Annotated in this window: 24 protein-coding genes and 1 pseudogene; 13 read left to right on the plus strand and 12 right to left on the minus strand. The window is 31.5% G+C overall.

Annotation, left to right across the window (positions count from 1 at the left end; genetic code table 11):
* Window positions 1-90 precede the first annotated feature (90 nt).
* Window positions 91-309 (plus strand): annotated as a pseudogene (locus CVD18_RS02820) (transposase); the annotation flags it as partial.
* 68 nt (window positions 310-377) lie between these two features.
* On the opposite strand, the gene CVD18_RS02825 reads toward CVD18_RS02820, so the two are convergent.
* Together CVD18_RS02825 and CVD18_RS02830 are read right to left on the minus strand one after the other, a co-directional pair.
* Window positions 378-1,268 carry an ABC transporter ATP-binding protein gene (locus tag CVD18_RS02825; RefSeq protein ID WP_103863928.1) on the minus strand — a complete coding sequence of 297 codons (891 nt, stop codon included), beginning with the start codon at window positions 1,266-1,268 and terminating at the stop codon, window positions 378-380.
* Between the two features lie 55 nt (window positions 1,269-1,323).
* Complete coding sequence (locus CVD18_RS02830; RefSeq protein ID WP_233194452.1) at window positions 1,324-3,720, minus strand: DUF5916 domain-containing protein; 2,397 nt, start codon at window positions 3,718-3,720, stop codon at window positions 1,324-1,326.
* A 182-nt stretch (window positions 3,721-3,902) separates the two neighbouring features.
* Here CVD18_RS02830 and msrA point away from each other — a divergent pair, with 182 nt between their 5' ends.
* The 3 genes from msrA to CVD18_RS02845 are packed head-to-tail and all read left to right on the plus strand — an operon-like array spanning window position 3,903 to window position 5,422.
* Entirely contained in the window at window positions 3,903-4,460 is a 558-nt protein-coding gene (gene msrA, locus CVD18_RS02835; RefSeq protein WP_103863929.1) for a peptide-methionine (S)-S-oxide reductase MsrA, read from the plus strand.
* A gap of 5 nt (window positions 4,461-4,465) precedes the next feature.
* Window positions 4,466-5,062: a GTP cyclohydrolase I FolE gene (folE, locus tag CVD18_RS02840; protein ID WP_103863930.1), complete on the plus strand. Its 597-nt coding sequence runs from the start codon at window positions 4,466-4,468 to the stop codon at window positions 5,060-5,062.
* Between the two features lie 60 nt (window positions 5,063-5,122).
* Window positions 5,123-5,422, plus strand: a complete 300-nt coding sequence (locus CVD18_RS02845; RefSeq protein ID WP_103863931.1) for a hypothetical protein — start codon at window positions 5,123-5,125, stop codon at window positions 5,420-5,422.
* Here the strand turns inward: CVD18_RS02845 and CVD18_RS02850 are convergent.
* The 7 genes from CVD18_RS02850 to CVD18_RS02875 all read right to left on the minus strand — a co-directional run bounded on the left by CVD18_RS02850 (window position 5,419) and on the right by CVD18_RS02875 (window position 11,494).
* Window positions 5,419-5,832: a DUF6787 family protein gene (locus CVD18_RS02850; RefSeq protein ID WP_369858575.1), complete on the minus strand. Its 414-nt coding sequence runs from the start codon at window positions 5,830-5,832 to the stop codon at window positions 5,419-5,421. The two genes, CVD18_RS02845 and CVD18_RS02850, sit on opposite strands and share 4 nt — an antisense overlap.
* A gap of 129 nt (window positions 5,833-5,961) precedes the next feature.
* Complete coding sequence (locus CVD18_RS02855) at window positions 5,962-6,390, minus strand: DUF6146 family protein (protein WP_103863933.1); 429 nt, start codon at window positions 6,388-6,390, stop codon at window positions 5,962-5,964.
* Between the two features lie 226 nt (window positions 6,391-6,616).
* Window positions 6,617-6,772, minus strand: coding sequence for a hypothetical protein (locus tag CVD18_RS22480; RefSeq protein ID WP_158250379.1), 156 nt, complete (start codon window positions 6,770-6,772; stop codon window positions 6,617-6,619).
* 553 nt (window positions 6,773-7,325) lie between these two features.
* Complete coding sequence (locus CVD18_RS02860) at window positions 7,326-7,964, minus strand: DUF937 domain-containing protein (protein ID WP_103863934.1); 639 nt, start codon at window positions 7,962-7,964, stop codon at window positions 7,326-7,328.
* Window positions 7,965-8,143: 179 nt separating this feature from the next.
* Window positions 8,144-9,094, minus strand: a complete 951-nt coding sequence (locus tag CVD18_RS02865) for a D-2-hydroxyacid dehydrogenase (RefSeq protein WP_103863935.1) — start codon at window positions 9,092-9,094, stop codon at window positions 8,144-8,146.
* A gap of 40 nt (window positions 9,095-9,134) precedes the next feature.
* A complete protein-coding gene (gene serC / locus CVD18_RS02870; RefSeq protein ID WP_103863936.1) occupies window positions 9,135-10,199 on the minus strand; it encodes a 3-phosphoserine/phosphohydroxythreonine transaminase in 1,065 nt (354 codons plus the stop codon).
* 233 nt (window positions 10,200-10,432) lie between these two features.
* On the minus strand, window positions 10,433-11,494 hold the full coding sequence (locus CVD18_RS02875) for an acyl-CoA reductase (RefSeq protein ID WP_103863937.1): 1,062 nt from the start codon (window positions 11,492-11,494) through the stop codon (window positions 10,433-10,435).
* A gap of 66 nt (window positions 11,495-11,560) precedes the next feature.
* On the opposite strand from CVD18_RS02875, the gene CVD18_RS02880 reads away from it, so the two are divergent.
* Together CVD18_RS02880 and CVD18_RS02885 are read left to right on the plus strand one after the other, a co-directional pair.
* A complete protein-coding gene (locus tag CVD18_RS02880; RefSeq protein ID WP_103863938.1) occupies window positions 11,561-11,908 on the plus strand; it encodes a 4Fe-4S dicluster domain-containing protein in 348 nt (115 codons plus the stop codon).
* Between the two features lie 116 nt (window positions 11,909-12,024).
* Complete coding sequence (locus CVD18_RS02885) at window positions 12,025-12,618, plus strand: outer membrane beta-barrel protein (protein WP_103863939.1); 594 nt, start codon at window positions 12,025-12,027, stop codon at window positions 12,616-12,618.
* A gap of 168 nt (window positions 12,619-12,786) precedes the next feature.
* Here CVD18_RS02885 and CVD18_RS02890 read toward each other — a convergent pair whose 3' ends face one another.
* Both CVD18_RS02890 and CVD18_RS02895 read right to left on the minus strand, forming a co-directional pair.
* A complete protein-coding gene (locus CVD18_RS02890) occupies window positions 12,787-13,149 on the minus strand; it encodes a hypothetical protein (RefSeq protein ID WP_103863940.1) in 363 nt (120 codons plus the stop codon).
* A 418-nt stretch (window positions 13,150-13,567) separates the two neighbouring features.
* Entirely contained in the window at window positions 13,568-15,262 is a 1,695-nt protein-coding gene (locus CVD18_RS02895) for an alpha-amylase family glycosyl hydrolase (protein ID WP_103863996.1), read from the minus strand.
* A gap of 207 nt (window positions 15,263-15,469) precedes the next feature.
* Here CVD18_RS02895 and menA point away from each other — a divergent pair, with 207 nt between their 5' ends.
* The 7 genes from menA (at window position 15,470) to CVD18_RS02930 (ending at window position 24,173) form a co-directional block, all read left to right on the plus strand.
* Entirely contained in the window at window positions 15,470-16,369 is a 900-nt protein-coding gene (menA, locus tag CVD18_RS02900) for a 1,4-dihydroxy-2-naphthoate octaprenyltransferase (protein WP_103863941.1), read from the plus strand.
* A 99-nt stretch (window positions 16,370-16,468) separates the two neighbouring features.
* Window positions 16,469-17,149, plus strand: coding sequence for a metal-dependent hydrolase (locus CVD18_RS02905; RefSeq protein ID WP_103863942.1), 681 nt, complete (start codon window positions 16,469-16,471; stop codon window positions 17,147-17,149).
* Window positions 17,149-18,189: an o-succinylbenzoate synthase gene (locus CVD18_RS02910; protein ID WP_103863943.1), complete on the plus strand. Its 1,041-nt coding sequence runs from the start codon at window positions 17,149-17,151 to the stop codon at window positions 18,187-18,189. Before CVD18_RS02905 ends, CVD18_RS02910 begins: the two co-directional genes overlap by 1 nt.
* Before the next feature lie 19 nt (window positions 18,190-18,208).
* A complete protein-coding gene (locus CVD18_RS02915; RefSeq protein ID WP_103863944.1) occupies window positions 18,209-19,132 on the plus strand; it encodes a CPBP family intramembrane glutamic endopeptidase in 924 nt (307 codons plus the stop codon).
* A gap of 84 nt (window positions 19,133-19,216) precedes the next feature.
* Complete coding sequence (locus CVD18_RS02920; RefSeq protein ID WP_103863945.1) at window positions 19,217-20,302, plus strand: AMP-binding protein; 1,086 nt, start codon at window positions 19,217-19,219, stop codon at window positions 20,300-20,302.
* A 191-nt stretch (window positions 20,303-20,493) separates the two neighbouring features.
* Window positions 20,494-22,563 (plus strand): VWA domain-containing protein, encoded by a 2,070-nt coding sequence (locus CVD18_RS02925; protein ID WP_103863946.1) that lies wholly within the window; start codon window positions 20,494-20,496, stop codon window positions 22,561-22,563.
* Between the two features lie 182 nt (window positions 22,564-22,745).
* A complete protein-coding gene (locus tag CVD18_RS02930; protein ID WP_103863947.1) occupies window positions 22,746-24,173 on the plus strand; it encodes a hypothetical protein in 1,428 nt (475 codons plus the stop codon).
* A 110-nt stretch (window positions 24,174-24,283) separates the two neighbouring features.
* Here the strand turns inward: CVD18_RS02930 and CVD18_RS02935 are convergent, their stop codons facing one another.
* The gene (locus tag CVD18_RS02935; protein ID WP_103863948.1) at window positions 24,284-25,912 is read right to left on the minus strand and encodes an acyl-CoA carboxylase subunit beta; all 1,629 of its coding nucleotides are present in this window, start codon (window positions 25,910-25,912) and stop codon (window positions 24,284-24,286) included.
* Window positions 25,913-25,925 lie beyond the last annotated feature (13 nt).

Below are 25,925 nucleotides of genomic sequence, written 5' to 3' on the forward strand. Positions count from 1 at the left end.
AGAAAGTATGAGTAATGAACTTATAAAATCTATAGTAAGTAATCATCACTACTTAGACGCATTTATGCGAAGTTAATATCCGTAAATTGTATAAGTGATTTGGTTAAGAAATTAAAAGGAAGAAGTTCTCGCAAGCTTCAGCAAGAATTTCCTGAGCTAGAGAAGAAATATTGGGGTAGGCATTTTTGGGGTATAGGATATGGTTTTTGGAGTACAGGTAATATTACAGATGCAATGGTTAATGAGTATTTGGAACATCATGGCAGACCAGATGATGGTAATGCAACGAATTTTATAATTGAGAAATGACCATGGGGTAACTTTTAGTTACCAGCCCGAACCTATGGACTTTAAGTCCATAGTGGTTCAGTTTTAATTTATTTTTCTGACAATTTTGTTACAATTTTACCATCTACCATTACGAGTTTTCTATCTGCCATATCTGCAAGCTCACGATTATGAGTAACAATGACAAAAGTTTGCCCAAATTGATCTCTAAGTTTAAAAAATAACTGATGTAAATTTTCTGCAGCTTCACTATCTAAATTACCAGATGGTTCATCGGCAAAAATGACTTTTGGATTATTGATAAGTGCTCTAGCTACTGCAACTCGTTGCTGTTCTCCCCCAGAAAGTTCGTTGGGTTTATGATTATATCGATGAGATAACCCAAGAAAATCCAAAAGTTCTTTAGCTCGTTTTTCTGCTTTATCTTTTGGTGTTTTTTTTATAAATGCAGGAATGCATACATTCTCTAAGGCTGTAAACTCAGGTAATAATTGATGAAATTGAAATATGAACCCCAAATTTGTATTTCTAAAAGAAGAAAGGTTGACTCCTTTTTTCTTTTTTTTAAGAAAAAGTCGAGAAATACCAAAAATTAATAAAGGAACTATAATTAATGAAATTTTAATAGCATTTCTAAGATAGGTATCAACCATATCAGGAAAAAGGAATACACAAAAAATAACAAAGCCCAAATAAACTACTCTGAAGAAAGGTATAATAAGAGAAGAGCTTTTTAATTTATGAATTTTTGATTCTTCTTTTTGAAGCTCAAAAATATCTGATTCATTAATTGTTAATGATGAATCATTTTTGTCGTTATTAGGATTGTCTAATGTGCCAAGGATCTGTAAGAGTGTTGTTTTTCCCGCACCAGAAGCACCAACGATAGATACAATTTCTCCTTTTTTTATATGAAGATCTACACCTTTGAGGACGTGTAAATCTCCGTAGTTTTTATGAATATTTGTTGCTTTAATCATTTACTTTCTATACTTGATGCAGTGAAAGTAATCAATATCATCAGAATCCCCAAGATTATCCTTTAGAAGAACGTTTTAAATTATTCACATCCAAGAAATATACGATTCTTAATGAGAGTGTATGTTGTATTTGTTGCGTAAATAAATTGTCTAAACTTTGACCGTAATCTAGTGTGGACAACTTATCCTCATTAAAAATTTGATTGCGATAGAGTAGGGTAGCCTCACTACCAGGTGCAAACCTCCAATTGAAACTTAAATCAATATTCCAGATATTAAAATTTCTATTTGGATCGTCATCAGAAATATCATAATCAGTTTGAGATTTGGAACCATCTTCATTGAGAAGATAAAACACATTATCTGTATAATCTGCTGTACTCCAAAAGTTTCTGAATCGCAAGCTTATCGATTTATATGGATCAAAATTATAACTAGCATTTAAGGAATTTTCTAAAGAAACTACATCTCGTTTCCCTAGAAAAACATCGGTTCCATTATCATCAACATATCCAAAATTATCAGGGCGATAGAAGTATTCTGATCGCCATATAAGCAATAATTTATCAGAAAATCGATATCTGGGAGAAACCTCTATTCTATAGATTTTTTGAGGGTCATCAAACCATTGTCTTGTTCCAACACTAACATCATATGCAAATTTTTTTCTATAATCAGATGAAATAAACATTCTTCCACCAAGGCTGGGATTAAAAGTTACAAACCTTCCTTTTACTCTTGGTTCAAAATAATTTTTATTTTTTGAATTGTAAACAGTATTTCCTCCAAAAGCAAATCGATTTCTAGCCATAAAAAACCAATCAGCACCAAGGCTATTTTGTGTTTGAATGTTAGGACTATATAATCTACGGTGTCGTGTAAAAATATTAACTCTATAATTATTGAACCATCCTTTGGGTTCAAAAATTTGATATGAGGCATTTATTCTGAAATTATTAAAATTATTTCTAAAATTTACCCCAAGATCATTTATATCATAGGTTGTATTTGATAGATCATGCCCAAACCCATATCTAAATTTACCTTTGATGCGATCAAAATCTAGTTCAGAAGCAAAACCACCTATGTTATCTTTAGGTAAATTTACCTGACTCACCATTGATCTTCCTGTAAGTCGATAGGAATTAGATTTGTTGGTAAGATTCCAAACTAATCCAGTTACGTTTCCATTTCTAAAATCACTTCCTTCTCGAGTTACATTTGTATTTATCAATGATACAGAGGAGTTATTGTTAAATTGCTGATCTAGTACAAAAACGTTATAATTAGTTAGTGGTTCTACTGTTTCTTTTCGATGTGCTCCTGTAATAGTATCTGTAATCTGTATTTCTGTTTTTTCTGTAATAGCATTCAAGAATCCAATACCTAATTTACCACTAGTTCTTCCAGAAACTTTTAGTGCATTAAGCAAATTTATTTTAGAAGGAGCGTCTTCTGCCACCTCATGAGTAGCTAGATCATCATCTGATATTGATTTAGAAGGTTTCCCCCCGATTCTTCTTGAAAAGAATGCATTACCTTTATTAAATAATTCTGTACCTTCAGTAAAGAATTGTCTATTTTCTCTAAAAGTTTGTTCAAAAGGTCCAAGGTTAAGGCGAACTTCATCAAAAGCTGCTTGGCCAAAATCAGGGATAAGAGTAGCATCAAGCGTAAAACCATCACTCAATCCATACTTTACATCCATTCCTGCACTAAAATCAGCTTTATTTTTTTTATCAGTATGAGAAACAAGACCTTGTATAAAAGGAAAGAATGTAAGCCTTGTTGGGGGATCGATATTATGTACCCCTTTTACTAATCCATTATACTGTGTACGTTGCCCTTTGCTATTATCTATAAAATTCCAAGTATATGTTTGATTTCTACTCAAAGATCTTCTGAAAAAATTAATACTCCAATCTTGTATGTCTACTTCAGGAAATCGCAATGCATTATAAGGTATTTTGAATTCTGCGTACCATCCTTTATCATCAAAAGATACTTTAGCATCAAAAACAACATTATAACTAAAATCTTGATTAAATTGATCAGCTCTTGCATCACCTATAGTACCTGCACTAGTAATAAAAAACCTAGTTTCATTAACCCCATCATTATAGGTGTTAATTGCTATACTAAAAAAATCTGCCTGCACAAATATATCATCTCTTTGACTAAATTGACGTAGGATATTTTCAGGTTGTTTATCATGTAAATAAACACCAAAATAAACGGCTTTGTTGTCATAGGCCATTTTTACTTCGGTTTGTAAATCTTTAGGGATTTCACCTTCATTACCAGGTCTCCACATTTTAAATTCACCGTGAGCAGGTAATGTTTGCCATACAGTATCATCTAAGATACCATCAATTTTTGGAGGATTACTTATTCTTTTCGCAATAATTTCTTTTCTTTCTTGCGCAAAAGAGCATAGAGAAAGGAGTAGCAAAAATGTAACAAATTTTTTTTTGCGTAATTGTATAACCATAAACATGTAATAAAAAACTTACTTTTTTGTATTATTTGTAAAACTATGCTTGTAATGTAAGATGTCGTGCTAATAAAAAGTTAAAATAGGGAAAATACCTTATTCTTATGGGTATTTTTGTTAAAAAATGTTAATGTGTTGTTATGAAGGATACTAAGTTAGAGGTGGCTGTACTGGCTGGAGGGTGTTTCTGGTGTACAGAAGCTGTTTTTCAAAGAATAGAAGGAGTTGAAGTGGTCACTTCTGGATTTACTGGAGGAACTATTAAAAATCCAGCTTATAGAGAAGTTACTACAGAAAGAACTGGTCATGCAGAGGCCGTTAAAATAGAGTTTGATACTACTTGTATTAGTTATAAAGAATTATTAGAAATATTTTTTGCGACTCATGACCCTACGACACTCAATCGTCAAGGAGCGGATCGTGGAACTCACTACCGAAGTGCTATTTTTTATACAGATGAGCGGCAACAAAAAATAGCAGAGGAACTTATTGTAGTTTTGGAAGAAGAGAAAATTTTTGATCAACCTATTGTAACACAAATAGCTAGATTCGAGAATTTTTATAAGGCAGAAACACATCATCAAGATTACTATAATCAAAATAGTGATCAAGGGTATTGCCAATTTGTGATCAACCCAAAACTTAAGAAATTAAATAGTACCTTTAAAAATAAATTGAAAAAAGAAATACAGAATTAATTGCTATGCCGTATAAGAATTTTGAAGAGTATAATATAGAAGTAACTGAAGGAGTTAAAGAAAAATTTGAGTCAATTATAAAAGATTTAGGAGAAGATACAACACGAGAAGGTATTGTGAAAACCCCTGAACGTGCAGCAAAAGCGATGCAGTTTCTTACTCAAGGATACCATCAAGATCCTACCGAAATACTAAAAGGGGCAATGTTTAAAGAAGATTATGATGATATGGTTATTGTAAAAGATATAGAACTATATTCATTGTGTGAGCATCATATGTTACCATTTTTTGGAAAAGCCCATATAGCTTATATTCCTAATGGTTACATTGTAGGGCTTAGTAAATTACCAAGAATTGTAGATGTATTTGCCAGACGTTTACAGGTACAAGAAAGATTGACTCATGATATTCTTGAATGTATTAATACAACCCTAAAACCAAAAGGAGTTGCTGTTGTTATAGAAGCTTCTCATATGTGTATGATGATGCGAGGTGTACAAAAACAGAATTCTGTGACTACTACCTCAGGTTTTAGAGGGCAATTTGAAAAAATAGAAACTAGATCAGAATTTTTAAGATTAATTACTGCCGATTTAACATAATATATTTTTGGAATACTCTTTGCTCTAATCATAGTATATTAATCCCTTAACTATTTAACTATGGTAAAAGACAAATACAAAAAATTAGGACTGAGTATTCTTTTTGATGGACTCGGAATGGTAACTTATTTATTCCCAGGCATTGGTGAGTTTGGAGATGTAGTATGGGCACCATTGGCTGGTTGGCTGATGACTAGAATGTATAAAGGCAATGTAGGAAAAGCTGCTGGTGTATTTACACTTGTAGAAGAAGCATTACCTGGCTTAGATGTAATACCAACATTTACAATTATGTGGGTGTACACTTACGTTGTCAAAAAAGAAAAAGTAAAAGATATTATTGATATTGATGTGTCTTAATCTTTAAAAAAACGAGCAAGCCCCATTCTACTAAGCATTTTTTTCTCAAAACCCCAGAAGAACTTAAATTGACCAAAAAGCCATCCTACTATAAGTAATAATACTTGATATACAGGGAATATAAGTAATATTCTTAATGGCCAATAAATCCAACCATTTGTGGTTTCTTGTGCTAGCCCTATAAGAGTTAGTATCGGATCAGAAATACGCGCCGAGGTAGAACCTGTTATAGCAAAAGCTATAAAAATAGCAATAAGTTCCCATCGGTAAGTAATAGCCCATTTTTTTTCAAGAATTTTAAAAAGTTTTAATGTAATATAGAGAAGTAAAAAAAAAGCAAAAAGCATCAAGGCAGATAGTGTTCCGATATAGATACTATCTGTTTGGTTTATTGGAAGTGTGTTCAGCATATATTTGCTGATTAAATATGAAGAAAAGAATAGACTTATAATGCCTAATATAGGAAAAATGAGTTGCCAGTTATATTTTATTTCCCAACGTTTCTTAAATTTTCGCATAGTACAAAAATACGATTAAAATCAAAATGAACCTCTTCTGGAGACAATAAAGCGTTGCTTATATCGCTGCTCAAAATATAAGAAGTAATTATAGAGAAGATAATTTACTTCATATCCATAATGAGTAAAAGAATCATAGTTTATTTGCTGAACATATAGGTTAGGATCAAATCGTAAAGGTTGTAACACTCTTTGATTATATTGAGTAACATATAAATTATTTCTGGTTTCTAAAAACCGTTCAGAATAAAAGCCTCTTGGCCTTTGTGTGACTATCCAAGAATTAAACCCAGGTTCTATTATTAGAATTTCATATTCTAAGCTATCATTAGCAATTCTTATTGTATCAGATTTAGTATTTGTAGAAGTTGCATTTATATTTCTATTTTTTGTAGAGGTACAACTATAGAGTACTATGCCTATAAATAATATATATATTAAATTTTTCATTTGTTGTGATATATCGTTTTTGAAATCAGATCAGATAGAATACTGTTAAAAGTATTTCTTAGGTTTTAATGATTGATATTCGGATATATAGATGTCAAAAAAGGAAGCCAATACTTTGATTAGGAGCTTTTTTTAATCGATCTTATAAAGATATTCAAAAAAAGAATGCGATTATGTTGTAGAAATTATAAAATCTAGTGACGGAAGTAAATTATGTGGCAGGTGATTATAAATTCAAAAAATTGATTTGACTTTCTTCAATTTCATGAATCTCTGTGAGATTTATATCCATACGATACATAATTAATTCTGTAAATCGATTTGTAGCAAATTCTTGATTGTATCCATTTGAATAGAGAATTCCAGCACCATTGCAGTACAAAGGCCCAGCGTATAATTACCAGTTCTGAGTATAGTTCCTGATCGCCTTATCGTTTGGGTAATATTTGTACGAATAAATGAAAATTGTTGCCATTGATTATTAGTGTTAGATGCATGTCTTACAGGATTGCTACGGCAAATACCAGAGTCAAAATGGTCTAATTAATATGAATAGACTACTCCAGCTCGTCGGGTACCAAAAGAAAATTGATTATTAGAAGTAGAATATAGTACAGTACAGTAAGTATAGTACCATTAAATTCAAACACCTTTTTTTATCAGTATCAAATATCAATGCTCCTTCTTTTATTGTTATAGTTGATATACTATTAATATCTGCTGTAGTAGCTCTTGGTAGTACTAATAGTACATCTGCATCAATTTGTGAAATACCATGGATGTAACAAATGAATATTACAAAAAAACAACAATTTTCTCATAGCAATATTAATAGATAAGGGAATTCACAAAAAAAAGGCTTACCAAAGTTTTAATACTTCTGTAAGCCCTAATTTTTTACAATTTCTAATTATAAAAATTAGAAGAAGTTTAGATTATTTTCCAAAAAGCCCACCTAGGAGTCCACCTAATCCGCCTTTTTTGCCTCCACTATTACTCAACAACATACCAGCAACATCATCAAGGATACTTCCATCACCATCTGCATCTAGAAAAGATTCTATTAATGATTGTTGTTGTGATCCTTTAGCTCCACCAGAAAGATTTCCTAATAAACCAGTTAATCCGTTGGTATCTGTTACATTGTTTTGTTGCGCTTGTTTACCAAGAACTCCCATAAGGATTGGGGCAGCTACTTTTAGTATTTGAGCAACAGAACCTGCATCAATACCTGATTTTTGACTTAGTGCATTTTCTACGGCAGGTTGTTTACCTCCTAAGATATGGCCAAGGATACCAGCACCATCATTAGTAACACTTTGGTCAACACCACCTTCAAATAAACCTCCTAGGTTATCCAATATTCCTCCGCTATGTTTACCAGTAATAGCTCCTAATAAACCTGAAGCCCCTTCTGGAGTTGCTGCATTTTTTTGCATTGCTCCCATTAATACAGGCATAGCCATACTTAATAAACTTCCAGTTTTATCCTCAGATTGTCCTGTTTGTGAACTTACACCGTTGATAATTTGTTTACCTACTGGGCTATTCAAAAGTTCTAAAATTCCTGACATAGTAAAATATATTTTTTTTAATGAATTTAAATTTACATTTTTAATATTAAAATTCAGAATTTGAAGTCATTTTATTTTGATTAAAATAGGATGAAATGCAATTTTATAAGGTAAAAAGTATAAAAAAACGTCATTTCCGTAATGGAGATGACGTTTTACTATACAGTTAGTTTTTATAATTAATTCAGAATATCTATAATTTGATCTGCTAGTTCTTGACCAATACGATCTTGAGCTTCACCTGTGGCTGCACCAATATGTGGTGTCAAAGATATTTTGCTATTCATTAATACTTTGATTGCAGGATTAGGTTCATTTTCAAATACATCAAGTCCTGCAAAACCAAGTTTTCCTTTTTCTAAAGCATCTACCAATGCTACTTCATCAATTACGCCACCTCGTGCAGCATTAATGATTCCAGCACCATCTTTCATCTGCTCAATTTCAGGTTTTCCGATAACGTACTCTTTTTGTGCAGGTACATGCAGTGTAAAAAAGTCTGAATTTTTAAGTACTTCTTCTTTAGAAATCGTTTTAATTTTGAAATTCAAAGATTGTCCGTCAAAAAAGTCAATAGGGATTTCTATCTCATCAATAAACGGATCATATGCAATAACATTCATGCCTACTCCGATAGCTATTCTTGCAGTAGCTTGACCAATACGTCCGATGCCAATAACTCCAAGAGTTTTACCTCTAAGTTCTATACCAGAGCCATAGGCTTTTTTAAGATTTTTGAATTTGCTATCACCTTCTAGAGGCATATTACGATTAGAGTCATGTAAAAATCGTACACTTCCGTATAAATGAGCAAAAACTAACTCAGCTACAGAGCCAGAAGAAGCCGCAGGAGTATTTATTACATGTAGTCCTTTTTCGCGAGCATAAGCTACATCTATATTATCCATTCCTACACCTCCACGACCAATAATTTTGAGAGAAGGGCAATTGTCAATAATATCGGTTCTTACTTTGGTGGCACTACGAACCAGTAATACATTAATTTCGTTTTCGTTAATATAACTAACTAGTTGATCTTGAGCTACGGTTGTTGTCAAAACTTTGAATCCCTTATTTTCTAAAGCTTCAATACCACTTTGAGATACCCCGTCGTTTGCTAATACTTTCATTATAATAAATCTTAAGTTTTTAGTTTTACATCTATATTGGTTATGCTTTTCGTTCTAGATCACCCATTACATCAACAAGTGTGGCTACGCTTTCTAGAGTCATTGCGTTATACATACTGGCTCTATACCCTCCAATGCTTCTATGACCATTAATACCATTAATTTCTGCTTCTTTCCACATAGTATCAAAAGTTTCTTTGAGATCCTCATTTACCAGTGTAAAAGTTGCATTCATATTTGATCGGTCTTCTTTGGTAGCAAATCCTTGAAAAAGAGGATTGAGGTCGATTTCAGAATAAATTAATTTTGATTTTTTTTCATTTAATTCTTCTATAGCAGCAATACCACCTAATTTTTTAAGCCATCTCATGGTAAGCATAGAGACATATACAGAGTATACAGGAGGTGTATTAAACATGCTTCCTTTACTGATGTGTACTTGATAATCCAGAATTGATGGAATTTGTCTTTCTATTTTACCAAGAATGTCTTCTTTGATTATAACCAAAGTAGCTCCTGCAGGTCCCATATTTTTTTGTGCACCTGCGTAGATTATGCTAAATTTTGAAAAATCTAATTGCCTTGAGAATATATCACTACTCATATCACATACTAGAGGAGCATTAGCAGAAGGGAATTCTTTTAATTGTGTACCGTAGATAGTATTATTACTAGTAAGGTGTAAATAATCTAGATCATTAGGTATATCAAACCCTTTAGGAATAAAATTAAAATTAGAATCCTTTGATGAAGCTACTTCTACGATTTCTCCAAAAAACTTAGCTTCTTTAAGGGCTTTATCACTCCAAGCTCCAGTATTCAGGTAACCTGCTTTTGTTTGTAGTAAATTATAGGCCGTCATTAAAAACTGAGTGCTGGCTCCGCCTTGAAGAAACAAAGCTTTGTATCCTTTGCCTTCTAGGCCTAATAATTCTAGAGCAAGACTACGAGCTTCCTCCATAACATCAACAAAATCTTTGCTACGATGTGATATTTCTAGAATAGAAAGCCCCGAGTTATTAAAATCTAACACTGCTTGTGATGCTTCTTTAAATACTTCTTGTGGTAAAATACAAGGGCCAGCGCTAAAATTGTGCTTTTTCATGTGATAATGTTTGTTGTTTTTAATAACCACATGGAATCTTTGACAATTAAAATCATGTATCCAATATATTTTATACAATGATTAATTTAATTGTGTCAGTTTCATCAGTAGTTTTATTGTTGTTAATATAGAATGGTTTTATCGTCTTTTCTTTACTTTAAAACAGTCCTAGAAAAAACAAGACAAAGGTGCTAATAATATGATACATATTCGTTATCAAAATGATAAATTATTTAATTAATTTTTGCTAAAAATTGAATTATATCAATACCATCTGCATAATCTGAAAGGCTTGGTTGCTGAGTTTGTCCGAATTCAATATTTTCTGAAGACAAGGATGAACCTACAATACATTGTATCTTATCTTTATCACTTTGTATTTTTAGATTCAATACATCTATTGAATCATACGTTTCGTAAAACACTGTAGCTATTGGAGATGCGTAGTTAGTGTCTTCTTTTAGCATTAGAAAACCGTTTTCTAGTAACTTATAATTACTCATAAGATATACAGCTTTATTATAATCATAATTATTCGCATATTTTGCACCATTAATAATATCATGATAGGGGTATATAGCTTCAAAAAAGGAATCAAAATTATAGCTTGTAGGAACCATTAATTTAGATACACTTCTACAACCTAAACCATAATATCTAAAAATATCTTCTCCTAAAGCATTTAATTGTTCTTTACTTTCGGTTCCTGTAAGAATTGCAATAGAGTTTCTGTTTTTGCGAATAATATTAGGAACTTTACCAAAATAATACTCAAAATAGCGTGCAGTATTATTACTTCCTGTGGCAATAATAGCATCAAAATTTTTAAATTTTTCAGAAGAAAAGACTATTGATTTTTCAAACCTAGGTTCAATTGCAATTAGGTAAGAAGCAAGAAAAGGTAGTAATTGATTATCATTAGAAGATTGTTTTACAATTACATGATGTCCAGAAATCAATACACAAAGAAAATCATGGAAACCAACTAATGGTATATTTCCTGCCATGATAATACCTACTGTTTTTGGCTCGACTTCTTTTATAGTATAAGACGATAACCATTCTGTTAAGTTGTTTTGAGTAAGTGCATTACTCCATTGTTGAATAGAGAAAATAACATTTTCTTCTGTAAACCATCCATTATGATGTACTGCAGAAGTAATCTTATTTGTCATCTTGTCAAAAAAATCATCATTTGCAAGGATACGGCTAACTTTCTCATAACCAGTATTTTTGAATTGATTTAAGAACTTTCCTAATTCAGAAAAAGCTTTGATACGGTCATTTAATAACATCTCTTATTTGTTTATCACTAGTTTACGAGTTATTTTTGTGCTACAAATTTAGAATAAAAAAGAGCTATGGCAATTATAATAACAGATGAATGTATAAACTGTGGTGCTTGTGAGCCAGAATGCCCAAATACTGCAATTTATGAAGGTGCAGATGACTGGAGGTATGCTGATGGAACAGATCTTGAAGGAGATGTTGTCCTGCCTGGTGGAAAAAATGTGAACGCCGATGAGGCACAAGAGCCGGTAAGTGATGAGATATATTTTATCGTCGCTGATAAATGTACTGAATGTAAAGGTTTTCATGAAGAGCCACAATGTGCAGCTGTATGCCCTGTGGATTGTTGTGTTCCAGATGAAGATATAGAGGAAAGCGATGATTTCTTATTACAGAAACAAGCTTTTCTACATAAATAAGAAGGTTTAATATAACTTATAGTATAAAAACCTGCCTTAAAGCAGGTTTTTTTATGGTCATTTTTTAAATTTTAGTATTTTCGTTGCAAAACAACCTCAAATCAAAAAAATAAAAAATGACAAAAAAAATAGCAATCTTTGTTTTATTTACAGTAATCTCTATTACTTCTTATGGTCAGTATCGTTGGGAAGTTTCTGCTGGAGGTACTTTTTCTAAATTGAACCTTGATAATACAGAAACTACTGGAGGAACTGGCTTTTATGTTAATGCTGGATATGGATATGTAATGGGGGTGAGAGCCAGAACTAGTATTGTATTTTCTTTAGACCTTTTACAACGTAATAGTGAGATAGAAGGGCAAGGCGATGCAAAAACCCTTCAAGTTGGTTTTAACCCAAAATTTAGATATTTAACGGGGGATGGTAAAGATAGGTTTCGTGGTTTTATCAATGTAGGACCTTCTTTTAGAGTAAATACAAATTTTGAAATAAACGGAATCGAATTAGAAGACGAAACTTATGAGAAACTAATTATTGGAGGGGTATATGGTGTAGGGTTTTCTCAAATGATAGGAGAGATGTTTGATGTCATTGCAGAAGTTGGAGTAATGAATGATTTTGTAGATAATATTACTGATACTAATAGTAAGTTTTTTGATGTTTATGCAAGGGTAGGAGTCCGATTTAGAATCTATGATGCAAGACGATAAACTTATATAGGTAAGATAAATGATATAAAAAAAGTCTCGAAATTTCGGGACTTTTTTATATTTCCAATATTCTTTCTAATTGATTAGAGAAAGAAAATAATAAGGAAAAAAGTAAAGCGCAATTCCATTTGAGAATGCGCTTCTATAAAAATCGCATTAAGAATGAACTTAATACTCCATTAATGCATCTCTGTATTCTTTAAGATCAGATATATTCATTCTATTATTTAGACTTTTTGTAAGCGAAACCAAGTATTTAAGACTTTCTACAGGATCTATAGTTGTCTCATTGGCTACTTCTGTACCTTCTTCTATAGGTTCGTCATCTGGAATTGGTATAAGAAATGAATTGTTTTGTTCTATATGTTCATAGGTAAATCTAAGGACTTTTACTACGAGTGGAACTTGCTGTTCTAAAGCATACGTTCTTAAATTTTTGAGATCCTCAATAAGTGTATCTGTATTAATACCTGTTTTATCAAGATCTTCCAGAATCTTATCAATTAACTTGATTGCTTTTTTATTTTCCAAATGGGTAAAATTATGTGGATGATTAACTACTAACGATTGCAAATTTAAATTTTTCCTGCTTTATGGAGAATCAATTCAGAGAATTTATTTGCATAAATATTGGTTTTATTTTATTTAATACAATTTAACATTATTTTGATTTTTATCTTAAAATATTGATTATCAATTGTTTATAAGTATTTAGTAGCTTTTGTAAGATTATTCCAGCTAAAGTTTGAGGTAAAACCGTAACCTATTTTGAGACAAACCTCTTTATCTTTGACATGTATTCCAATTACAATTTTTCCCTTACTTTTTTTGTTTTCCCCAACACTTACCTCCTTAATACTAAGGAGGTAAGTTCTTCTTAGGTCATTTCTGAAAATAGATGTAACTTCATGTTTTTAGCTTATTTGTTTGATTTAATGTGTTTTGTGTTTTATTTTTTTTGTTCTAAAAGAGCAATTTCATAATTAGAATCAATTTTTACAGAGTTATTGATAACTTTGACTTTTTTGCCCGAATATTGATCAATTAGCATTGCTCCTTCAGGAAAAATAGAATCAATTTTAATTGTTTTCTCTCCTTTAGCAAGATCTAGTCCAATCACTACTTTATCTGAAACACCATTAATGTTATATTTCCTTGAAAATACATAAGGTTTTTTTGAAATTATTTTGTGTTTTCCTGCTCCTATAGAAGGATGATTTTTTCTGAAAACACCTAATTTCTGCCAATGACTCAATAATGCTTTTATATTTTCTTCTTTTATAGCTTCCCAGTTCATATTTGATCTGAGTGTTGCATCTCCTTCTGCTTCCTCAATCATAAGAGGTCTTGCCACTTCATCACCATAATATATTTGTGATACCCCAGGTGTTAGTAATAATTTGGTAGCAGATTCATAGGTGTTACTTCTATTTTTATCAAAAGGTTCCCCATCATCATGAGAGCTTATATAATTCATAATACTTTTACCAATGAGGCTAGTGTATAATGTTTTACTGTATTTACTGAAGAGTTCTTCATACGATAGTTTTGCGGCATCGTATTTAAACTGAAAATTGATCATATTATCAAATCCTCTGGCAAAATAATCAACTTTACGATCGCCAAAGTCATAATGTCTTTTGCCATCAATACTATATCCATATAATTCACCTAGAACATAGAATTCATTATCGTCAAGTACTTTTTCAGGATTATTTGATTTCCACTCTCTAAAAGCTAATTTAGCTTGTTCGGTAAGAATACTCCAAGCTTCTTCTTCTACATGTTTTACAGTATCTACTCTATATCCATCTATTCCTAATTCTCTAACATAGTCTGTTAGCCATTTTATGATATAGTTTTTTGGAGATCTTTTTAATTTTGTGTTATTAAAAAAAGCATCAATTTCTGCTAACTCTTTCTCTAATCTACCTTCAGCTTTCCATTTATCAATTAATAGTTGAGGAAGCTTTACATTTTCATTACTCTCTGTTTTGATATCAGGTAAATTCTTGACTAAAGTACAGTTAATAGTAGTTTCATAATCTTTATATGTACAATGAGGTGAAGTACGTACCCAACTATCTGGCCATACGGGATCTTCTTTTGTTACTGGGCCCGTATGATTCATTACAACATCCATGAGTATTCTTATACCATTATTGTGTGCAACGTCTACAAGTAGTTTTAAATCGTTATGAGTTCCATAATTAGGATCAATATTAGTCCAGTCTTTTGCCCAATATCCATGAAAACCATACGTATTTCCTGTTCCTTCATTTATGCTTCCATGTATTTGTTCTACCACAGGAGTGATCCAGATAGCATTAACACCTAGTTTTTTAAAATACCCATCTTCAATTTTTTGTGTAATTCCTTTTATATCACCTCCTTCAAACCCTCTTAACTTACTTGTTTTTTTTGTTCTACCTAATACTTTATCATTACTAGGGTCTACGTTGTTAAACCTATCAGTTAGTAAAAAATAAACATTGGCACCTTCCCACACAAAAGGGAGTTCTTTTGATAGCTGTTTATTGCTACTATTTATATCATTAGATTGGGTTGAATCGCTTTTTTGTTTTTCTGAATCACTTTTACACCCAATAATAAGGCTAAAAAGAAAAAAAAGAATTATTCGCATACTTGTGTTCATAGATATTTAGGGATTTAAAATGCTAAACTATAAAATCTCTCTCAGAAATAAGAGAAGTAATGTTTATGAAATTCAAAAAAAACCACAGTTTAATTAAGGAAGAACGATATACTGATTATATTATATGAAGAATTGATAGAATTAATTTTTATTTTTTTATAAAAATACTGTTCCTTTGAAGACAAAACTATAAAAATGATCAAAATTAAGGCTTGGATCTCTGCAGCTAGATTAAGAACATTACCGTTATCGATTTCAGGAATTATAGTTGGTTCGGCTTTGGGACTTCAAGATTTTTTAGGAAGCTCTATTTTTTGGTTGGCTATTGCTACTACATTAGGATTGCAAATTTTATCAAATTTTGCTAATGATTATGGAGATGGAGTGAAAGGAACAGATAATGAAGATAGGGTAGGACCAAAAAGAGCTTTACAGAGTGGTGCAATATCAAAGCAAGAAATGTATAAAGGAATTGTTTTTACAGCTGTTGTAACACTAGTTTTTGCGATTACACTTATATATGCATCCTTTGGGAAAGAGAACTTTTTTTATTCTGTATTATTTTTTGGATTAGGTATTACTGCAATAATAGCAGCAGTAAAATATACGATGGGTAGTTCTGCATATGGATATAGAGGACTAGGAGATGTTTTTGTATTTATTTTTTTTGGACTTGTAAGTGTTGTGGGATGTTACTTTTTGTTTACTAAAGAGTTGAATTTTTATGTGTTTTTACCAGCAATAACTATTGGGGTGTTAAGTACAGCTGTGCTTAACTTAAATAATATGCGGGATTATCAAGGAGATAAGAAAGCAGGAAAAAATACGCTAGTTGTAAAATTAGGGATTGCACATGCAAGAAAATACCATTATACTTTATTAGTGGTTGCTATGTTATCTATGTTAATTTACCTTTATTATACCTATCAAAACAATATAGATTTATTATTCTTAATAGCATTTATACCTTTATTGATTCATATAAAAAAGGTGGTAGGGACTAATGTACCTAAATTATTAGACCCAGAACTTAAAAAGATAGCTTTAACAACATTTTTATTATCTATTTTATTTAGTCTGGGGCAGATTTTTTAATTTAGTGCAAATCTGCTATCATAAGCTATGATAGTATTTTATTATTAAAATAACTAGTCTCATTATCTAATTAATGAAACTAACTTTTATAGAGAACACATGAAAATTACGTTTTACGGGCACAATACTTTATTAATAACAATTAATGAAACAAATGTTTTGATAGATCCATTTATTTCAGGAAATCCATTGTCAAAAGATAAAATAGATATAAATGATATAAAAGCGGATTATATCCTACTTACACATGCGCATCAAGATCACGTTCTTGATGCAGAAGCTATTGCAAAAAATAATAAAGCGATTATTGTTTCTAATCATGAGATAGCAACATATTACCAAAATCTTGGTATAGAAGTACACCCAATGAATCATGGGGGAGCATGGAATTTTAATTTTGGAAAAGTAAAATATGTAAATGCAATTCATACCAGTAGTTTTGCTGATGGTACTTATGGAGGGCAACCAGGAGGGTTTATTATAGAAAGCACAGAAAAATCTATTTATATAGCTGGTGATACTGCATTGACAATGGATATGAAGTTAATCCCATTAAGATATACGTTGGATTTAGCAATATTACCTATTGGAGATAATTTTACAATGGGAATTGAAGATGCTGTAATTGCAAGTGATTTTATCGAATGTGATAAAATATTAGGAGTGCATTATGATACTTTTGGTTATATAGAAATAGATCATAATGTAGCAAAACAAAGCTTTGCTGAAAAAAATAAAGAATTGATATTATTGAATATTGAAGAAAGTATAACGTTATAATGAATGCCAGATATTATAAATATATTCTTCAATTCAAAAGACCAAGCGGTACATCTAGAGGAGTACTAAAAACTAAAGAAACCTGGTTTATTGTAATTAATGATAAAGGGAAAGAAGGAATTGGTGAATGTGGAATTTTAAGAACATTAAGTATTGATGATCGACCCGATTATGAGGATAAATTAAAGTGGGTTTGTGAGAATATAGATTTAGGTGTTGATAGGTTATGGCGTGAGCTTATAGAGTTTCCTAGTATTCAGTTTGGTGTAGAGATGGCATTTAAGTCATTAGAAAGTGAATCTCCTTTTGTATTGTTTCCTTCAACATTTACTCAGGGAAAAGCCTCTATATTGATTAATGGACTTATATGGATGGGAGAAAAAGAATTCATGAAGCAACAAATTGAGGATAAACTAAAAGCTGGGTTTAATTGTATAAAAATGAAAATTGGGGCAATTGATTTTGATACAGAATTAGATTTGTTATCCTATATACGATCACAGTTTTCTTCTGATACAATTGAATTAAGAGTAGATGCAAATGGAGCATTTGCACCCAGTGAAGCATTAGATAAACTAAAACTGTTATCTAATTATCAATTGCATAGTATAGAACAACCAATACGACAACATCAGCATAATGAAATGAAATTGTTGTGTAAAAAGACATCACTACCAATTGCCTTGGATGAAGAATTGATAGGAGTTTTTGATCTAGAGGATAAGAAGAAACTTTTAGATACCATACGGCCACAATACATTATTTTAAAACCAAGCCTCATAGGAGGGCTTAAAGGAACCAAAGAATGGATAGATATTGCATCATCTATGAATATAGGTTGGTGGATTACCAGCGCGTTAGAGAGTAATATAGGTTTGAATGCGATAGCACAATTCACTTATACATTACAAAATAAAATACCGCAAGGATTGGGTACAGGAGCATTGTATACCAATAATTTTGAATCCCCATTAGTTGTTAGTCAAGGAACATTGACTTATGACTCACAAAAAGAATGGGAAGTAAACTACTTAACTTAATAAAAAAACTTACTTATACATGTATATTACTCAAGGAAGAAAAGGAAAATTAGGAATGTGGAAATATATTCCTATTCCTTTAGGATTTATAGGATTAATGGTTGTCAATTATTTAGCAACCAAAATGCTTAATATGGATACAGAAGAAGTGATGAGACAACAAATAGAATCTATTGGTAAGAATGGGTTGTTTCTTCAATTATTGCTACCGTTTGCATTTTTTCTGGGAGGTTTGCTTTTTTGGGTTCGATTTGTACATCAACAAAGTCTTGTATCATTGACAACTAGCAGAAAAAAGATAGACTGGAGTCGTGTGTTTTTTGTGTTTTTTCTAATGGGAGGTTTTATTGTGATTTCAACATTGATAACCTATTATGCAGATCCAGGTGCTTATCAATATAATTTTAACCCCATTCCATTTTTAATCCTTGCTATTATAGCAATATTACTCATACCATTACAAACAAGTTTTGAAGAATATTTGTTTAGAGGATACCTAATGCAAGGTTTAGGATTATCTTTAAAAAATAAGTGGGCTCCTCTAATTATCACTTCTGTTCTTTTTGGTGTAATGCATGCTGCTAATCCTGAAATAGAAAAATTAGGGCCAATTCTTATGGTTTATTACATCGGTACAGGGTTATTTTTAGGGATCATTACTTTGATGGATGAGGGTATGGAGTTAGCACTTGGTTTTCATGCAGCAAATAATTTAGTAACTGTACTCTTGGTTACTGCCGATTGGACTGCATTGCAAACGGATTCTATCTTAATAGATGTTTCTGACCCTAGTGGAGGATATGAAATATTAATACCAATGTTAATTATTTTTCCTGCTTTTATTTTTATTCTTGCAAAAAAGTATAAGTGGACAGATTGGAAAGGTAAACTTTTTGGAACTATAGCTCCTGAACCAGTTTCTATAGAAGTTACAAAAGAATAACATACTCTTTATGTATTCATAACCTGAGAATATTCCAGAAAATGGAAATTTGAATATGTAAACTAAAAATACGTTTCTATATCTATGATTCATAAAAATTTCTCTATAAATAAAAATACGTTGGATAAAGGCGGGCTAAAACATCTTGCGTCTGGTTTTATTAAAGAAGGAGAAGTATATGAGCAAGAAGTAGGAGTATTTCTATTGGATTGGTTAAGTGAAAAAGATCATATAGTTGTACAAACATCTGGTTCTACTGGGAAACCCAAAAAAATAAAAGTATTTAAGGAGCATATGATCAATAGTGCCATAGCAACTGGTAAATTTTTTAAATCAGAAGAAAAAACAACAGCATTGTTATGTTTGTCAGCAAACTATATAGCTGGTAAAATGATGTTGGTAAGAGCAATGGTTTTAGGATGGAAAATAGATTTGGTGCCGCCTAAAACCAATCCATTAGACACCGTGTATAAGCAATATGATTTTTGTGCTATGGTACCTTTGCAGTTAGACAATTCTTTGAATAGACTTCACTTAATCAAAAAACTAATTGTAGGAGGAGGGCCTGTTTCAGAAAATCTAAAGCAATTGGTTCAAGGTATTACAACCAAAATTTATGAAACTTACGGAATGACAGAAACCGTTTCTCATATTGCTGCTAGAAGAATTAATCCAAAGAAGGTGGATAAAAAAGATGCTCATTATTTTAAGGCATTACCCAATATCACATTAAATATTGATGATAGAAATTGCTTACTTATAAAAGCTCCTTTATTGAATGATGATACTATTATTACAAATGATGTTGTAGTGCTAAAAACATATAAAAAATTTTTGTGGAAAGGGCGGTATGATAATGTAATTAATAGCGGAGGTATAAAGTTGTTTCCAGAAGAAATAGAGACAAAACTTCAATTAGTAATCGGACATCGTTTTTTTATTACCAGTGTATCTGATAATGTTTTAGGAGATAAAGTAATATTGGTAGTAGAAAGAGAGTATGATAAAATTGCATATTTAACCTTACAAGAGAGTATTCATAACTTAAAAAACCTAAATAAGTATGAAGTTCCCAAAGAGATGTACTTTATTCCTCGATTTGTAAGTACCGAAAATGGGAAAGTACAACGTACAAAAACTCTGGAATTAGCGTTGGATTCTAAATTGTAAATTTTTTTTGATAAAAATATGGATTGTATTTGTCAATAAAACCTGATGATAAGCTCTTAATTTTTACATTTTCTTGAAACATAAAAAGCAATATTTCCTTTTTACTCAATAAAAAGACTACTTCACTCATTCTTGATTGTTATCTCTTATATGAACACATAGTTTTAGTTTAGAATTAAAAACTATCAACTATGAGACTATTACAATATATTTTATTTGTTTTTTTTATCACAGGAATTTCAAATGCGCAACAAGTAAAAATTACAGGAAAAGTAACAGATGACGAAAGTCTACCATTACCAGGTGTAAATATTAGTATAAAAGGCAACACTAATGGAACACAATCAGATTTTGATGGAAATTACACTATCCTAACAAATATTGGAGATACATTGGTGTTTTCTTATGTAGGATTCGAAATCGCAGAAGAAAAAGTAACCGCGGCCTCTTCTTTGATGCATATTAAATTGATTCCTGATTCATCACAACTAGAAGAAGTTGTAGTTACGGCATATGGATCAAAAAGAGTAAGGAAATCGACAAGTTATGCTGTGTCTAGTAATAAGTCAAAAAGAAGAGGGAGAAAACACAGGCAAAGACGTATAAAGAAGTCGTCGGGGGTACAGGTTGCATTAGAAATCAGAGGAGCTAATCCAGCTTCACGTACAAAACAACCTTTGTATGTAGTAGATGGAGTTCCTGTAGATAATAAAGATATAGCAGTGGTAAACGCAATAGATCCTTCTAAAATAGCAAAGGTAGAAATGCTTAAGAGCAAAAAAGAAACTTCGATTTATGGAACCAAAGCTAAACATGGATGCATTGTAATTACAACGCATTCGGGTAATTACAAAGTACAAAATGATGAGTCATATAGAGAAATTGTCGAGAATGATTTTAAAAGAGTTCATATGGCTCCTCTCTCTACTTTCTCTATTGATGTAGATAAAGCATCTTATAGTAATATTCGACGAATGATCAATACTGGGGTAAAAATTCCTGCTGATGCTGTTAAAATAGAAGAAATGATCAATTATTTTAATTATCAATATGCACAACCCAAAGATGAACACTCTTTTGCAATTCATACAGAATATGCCTTAACTCCTTGGAATATGAAGACGCAATTGGTTAAGATTGGATTAAAAGGAAAAGAGATTCCTCAACATGAAATTCCTGCGTCAAATCTTGTATTCTTAATTGATGTATCGGGATCAATGGGTAATAGTAACAAGTTACCACTACTTAAGAAGGCTTTTAAACTTTTGGTGAATCAATTACGAGAAAAAGACAAAGTTTCTATTGTAGTATATGCAGGAGCAGCAGGAATGGTTCTAAAACCTACATCTGGTGCTAATAAGTATGAGATTAATCAAGCATTACAAAATCTTGAAGCTGGAGGGTCAACAGCTGGAGGAGAAGGAATAAGATTAGCCTATAAAATTGCTAAAGAGAATTTTATAAAGAATGGTAATAATAGAGTTATCCTGGCAACAGATGGAGATTTCAATGTTGGAATTAGTAGTAATAAAGACATGAAAAAACTGATTGAAGAAAAACGTAAATCTGATGTATTTCTAACATGTCTGGGATTTGGGATGGGAAACTATAAAGATAGTAAGTTAGAAACGTTGGCAGATACAGGTAATGGTAACCATGCATATATTGATACTATGCAAGAAGCACAGAGAGTATTGGGAAAAGAATTTGGAGGGACTATGTATACAATAGCTAAAGATGTCAAGATTCAAGTAGAATTTAATCCTAGTAAGGTACAAGCATATCGATTGATAGGGTATGAAAACAGACTTTTGGCAAATGAGGACTTTATCGATGATACCAAAGATGCTGGAGAACTGGGAAGTGGTCATACAGTGACTGCATTGTATGAGGTAATCCCTGTAGGGGTAACAAACAAATACCTGAAAGGGATTGCTGATCTAAAATATACTAATTCAACGATTAATAAAGAGTATGGAGATGAATTATTGACTGTTAAGTTTAGATATAAAAAACCACAAGAGAAAAAAAGTATTGAAATGGTTCATGTTTTACATACAGATACAAAAACTTCTGTATCACAAGATTTTAATTTTGCAGCTTCAATTGCTTGGTTTGGGATGAAATTAAGGGGCTCAAAATATATTGAAAACCAAAATATTAAAGATATAATTGTTTTAGCCGAAACGAATAAAGAAAAAGATAATCAAGGATATAAAGCAGAGTTCATTAGACTTATGAATAGTTATCAGGGATTGTAAGGAGTTAAAAGGTGTTGTAATGGTTATACCAGTTATACTCATGTTTTGGAGTTTGCTTTTTTTAAAATATTTTAAAAAAAGCAAGCAAAATTGATTCTATGTACGAGAATTCCTAATAGAGAATAGTTATATTCGTTGACTGAATTTTTAAATAGTTTAAATTTATAATTAATTAGAATTTTATGAATCGATTATTTGTTTTTTTATTGGTAAGTATTTTGTTATCTGGGTGTAGTTCTGATAATGATGTAGTTGATAATGAAGGAGGTGTTGGTGATAAAGAAAATGCACTATTAACTATTTCTAGAGGTTCAAATCTAGAGTTCTATACAGATGAAATCAAGGATTTTACAGTTGAAGCAGTTATCACAGGTGATGATGGTTCAGTTTTAGCAAGAAACTTTATAGCAACAAGTAAAGAAATAACGTTTAAAGCGGATTACGATACAAATAAAACCTATGATCTACATTTTGTTTGGAGATATATAAAAACTGCGAATGATATAAACCCCAACGATGTAATCAATTATTCTGTGCAAACTTTTTTAGATGTTTCAAACCGAACCTATTTTTATGACTTAAATTCTAAGGGAGAAAGTAGTAATGATTTTACAGGAGTTGCTAAACTAAATTTTAATAATATCCCTAACGATTTAATAAATACAACTTATAGTACAGGGTTTGGTAGTGGTAATTTTGGAGGGGCTTTTACTTCAAATAACTACACTTTTGATTTAGATGTTACGTCAGACAGGTCATTATTGGTGTATGCGTATGGAGAAACAGCAAATAAGGAAAGACGATATGTAAAGAGAGAATTTAGTAATGGGGAGATTGTAACAGAAGATTATAATACTTTGCCAAAAACGATACCAGTACCTATTAGTTATCCAGATTTAAATGATACAGCAGGCTTAAGTACAATAAGAAAATCTCTTTTTGTTTATGGTTTTGATTCATCTACATATTCTCTCAAAGTAGATTCAGATATACAGCTAAACCAAGAAGATCAATTAAAACAGCAATATCATATCCCTAATAATGTTTTTGAGAATTATTCAATAGTTGGAGTGACTAGGTTAGATGATTTTCTAATTAGAACGCATAGATCTTATGGCGATATTAATGAAATTCCAGAAGTGTATACCCCTACAGATTTAAGAGCAACTATTACCAGTTATGACTTTTTGAATTTTGAAGCGAATACTGCAAATAATTATGATTATTTTAAGGTGAGAACTTCGTATTCTAATACAAGTGATGGAATAGCTGCTACAAAAACATTTGTTTGGAATGTATACGGAAAAGCTACCCCAAATATTTCTATTAAATTAATTGATTTAGTTAACAAATTTACCAAAGAAGGAGATGAGTTTGACATTACAGCTTCTGATTTATCAAAGGGGCAGTTGAGCATATATAATACTTCTGTAATAACTGATCAAGATGATTTTGTAGACATGATTATTGACAATAACTCTTCTCTGAACTCAAATAATTTTTCATTTGAGTCATGGATTTCAACTTCTAGAGCTAAAACTAGATCATTTAAATTACCTGAAATGAGTAAATCAGAATTAGAAGATAGATACATCAATTTAAAATACTAATACATCAAACGTATAATTCATTAATTTTTTGTAAAATTATTAAGATAAATATCATTAATAGTCTACGATTATTAAAGTTTAAAATCCTTAATATTACGTAAGCTGCTTTTTTACACTTGTATTACCCCTAAATTAAATTTCTTTTCAATAGGAGCGTGGTCGGCAGCTTCTATTCCCATAGAAATCCATTTTCTGGAATCTAATGGATCAATGATAGCATCGGTCCAGATTCTTGCTGCTGCGTAATAAGGAGAAGTTTGCTTGTCATATCTGGATTTAATTTTATCAAATAACGCTTTTTCATCTTCTTTAGATAATTCTTCTCCTTTCTTTTTTAAGGAAGCAGTTTCAATTTGAGATAATACTTTTGCTGCTTGTGCACCTCCCATTACTGCTAATTCTGCACTTGGCCATGCAGCAATTAATCTTGGATCGTATGCCTTGCCACACATCGCATAATTACCTGCACCATAAGAATTACCAATTATAATAGTAAATTTTGGCACTATGCTGTTACTTACGGCATTTACCATTTTTGCACCATCTTTGATAATTCCTCCATGTTCACTTTTGCTACCGACCATAAATCCAGTTACATCCTGTAGAAATACCAATGGTATTTTCTTTTGATTACAATTGGCAATAAATCGTGTTGCTTTATCTGCCGAGTCAGAATAGATAACGCCTCCAAACTGCATTTCTCCTTTCTTAGTCTTTACAATTTTACGTTGATTTGCTACAATGCCTACAGCCCAACCATCTATTCGTGCATATCCCGTAATAATAGTTTGTCCATATCCAGCTTTATATTCTTCAAAATCAGAATCATCAACAAGTTTATTAATGATTTCCATCATATCATATTGCTCATTTCTGGCTTTTGGTAGTATCCCATAAATATCTTCCTGATTTCCTTTGGGAACAATAGGTTTCGTGCGATTGAATCCTGCTTTATCAAAATCTCCAATTTTAGACATGATATTTTTGATGGTATCAAGAGCATCAGCATCATCCTTGGATTTATAATCGGTAACTCCAGAAATTTCACAATGAGTAGTGGCACCACCTAATGTTTCATTATCAATGGTTTCTCCAATAGCAGCTTTTACCAAATAACTTCCTGCCAAGAATATACTTCCTGTTTTATCAACAATAAGCGCTTCATCGCTCATAATAGGTAAATACGCTCCTCCTGCAACGCAGCTACCCATAACTGCAGAGATCTGAACAATCCCCATACTACTCATCACAGCATTATTACGAAAGATTCTTCCGAAATGCTCTTTATCAGGAAAAATTTCATCTTGCATTGGCAGATAAACCCCCGCACTATCTACAAGATAAATAATAGGTAATTTATTCTCAATAGATAGTTCCTGAGCTCTAAGATTTTTTTTCCCTGTAATAGGAAACCAAGCTCCTGCTTTTACGGTTGCATCATTGGCTACAACGATACATTGCTTACCACTTACATATCCAATCTTTACAACAACTCCACCACTAGGACACCCCCCATGTTCTGCATACATATCCTCTCCAGCAAAAGCTCCAATCTCTATAGACTTAGCATCAGCATCCAAAAGGTAATCAATTCGCTCTCTGGCAGTCATTTTTCCCTTAGAATGAAGTTTTGCTATACGTTTTTCGCCACCACCTAATTTTACTTTGGTCAATCGTCTACGTAATTCTGATACTAAAAGTTTATTGTGATCTTCGTTTTTATTGAAGTTTATATCCATTGTGCCTATTGTT

It is taken from the genome of Aquimarina sp. I32.4 (assembly GCF_002924285.1).
Classification (GTDB): domain Bacteria; phylum Bacteroidota; class Bacteroidia; order Flavobacteriales; family Flavobacteriaceae; genus Aquimarina.

Coding starts and splice junctions, on each gene's coding strand:
- CVD18_RS02855 (WP_103863933.1), bottom strand. CDS start 6,390: ATGAAAAATTTAATATATATATTATTTATAGGCATAGTACTCTATAGT.
- CVD18_RS02860 (WP_103863934.1), bottom strand. CDS start 7,964: ATGTCAGGAATTTTAGAACTTTTGAATAGCCCAGTAGGTAAACAAATT.
- CVD18_RS02895 (WP_103863996.1), bottom strand. CDS start 15,262: ATGCGAATAATTCTTTTTTTTCTTTTTAGCCTTATTATTGGGTGTAAA.
- menA (WP_103863941.1), top strand. CDS start 15,470: ATGATCAAAATTAAGGCTTGGATCTCTGCAGCTAGATTAAGAACATTA.
- CVD18_RS02850 (WP_369858575.1), bottom strand. CDS start 5,832: ATGCTGAACACACTTCCAATAAACCAAACAGATAGTATCTATATCGGA.
- CVD18_RS02825 (WP_103863928.1), bottom strand. CDS start 1,268: ATGATTAAAGCAACAAATATTCATAAAAACTACGGAGATTTACACGTC.
- CVD18_RS02865 (WP_103863935.1), bottom strand. CDS start 9,094: ATGAAAGTATTAGCAAACGACGGGGTATCTCAAAGTGGTATTGAAGCT.
- CVD18_RS02905 (WP_103863942.1), top strand. CDS start 16,469: ATGAAAATTACGTTTTACGGGCACAATACTTTATTAATAACAATTAAT.
- folE (WP_103863930.1), top strand. CDS start 4,466: ATGCCGTATAAGAATTTTGAAGAGTATAATATAGAAGTAACTGAAGGA.
- CVD18_RS02915 (WP_103863944.1), top strand. CDS start 18,209: ATGTATATTACTCAAGGAAGAAAAGGAAAATTAGGAATGTGGAAATAT.
- CVD18_RS02925 (WP_103863946.1), top strand. CDS start 20,494: ATGAGACTATTACAATATATTTTATTTGTTTTTTTTATCACAGGAATT.
- msrA (WP_103863929.1), top strand. CDS start 3,903: ATGAAGGATACTAAGTTAGAGGTGGCTGTACTGGCTGGAGGGTGTTTC.
- CVD18_RS02845 (WP_103863931.1), top strand. CDS start 5,123: ATGGTAAAAGACAAATACAAAAAATTAGGACTGAGTATTCTTTTTGAT.
- serC (WP_103863936.1), bottom strand. CDS start 10,199: ATGAAAAAGCACAATTTTAGCGCTGGCCCTTGTATTTTACCACAAGAA.
- CVD18_RS02930 (WP_103863947.1), top strand. CDS start 22,746: ATGAATCGATTATTTGTTTTTTTATTGGTAAGTATTTTGTTATCTGGG.
- CVD18_RS02935 (WP_103863948.1), bottom strand. CDS start 25,912: ATGGATATAAACTTCAATAAAAACGAAGATCACAATAAACTTTTAGTA.
- CVD18_RS02920 (WP_103863945.1), top strand. CDS start 19,217: ATGATTCATAAAAATTTCTCTATAAATAAAAATACGTTGGATAAAGGC.
- CVD18_RS02910 (WP_103863943.1), top strand. CDS start 17,149: ATGAATGCCAGATATTATAAATATATTCTTCAATTCAAAAGACCAAGC.
- CVD18_RS02875 (WP_103863937.1), bottom strand. CDS start 11,494: ATGTTATTAAATGACCGTATCAAAGCTTTTTCTGAATTAGGAAAGTTC.
- CVD18_RS02880 (WP_103863938.1), top strand. CDS start 11,561: ATGGCAATTATAATAACAGATGAATGTATAAACTGTGGTGCTTGTGAG.
- CVD18_RS02885 (WP_103863939.1), top strand. CDS start 12,025: ATGACAAAAAAAATAGCAATCTTTGTTTTATTTACAGTAATCTCTATT.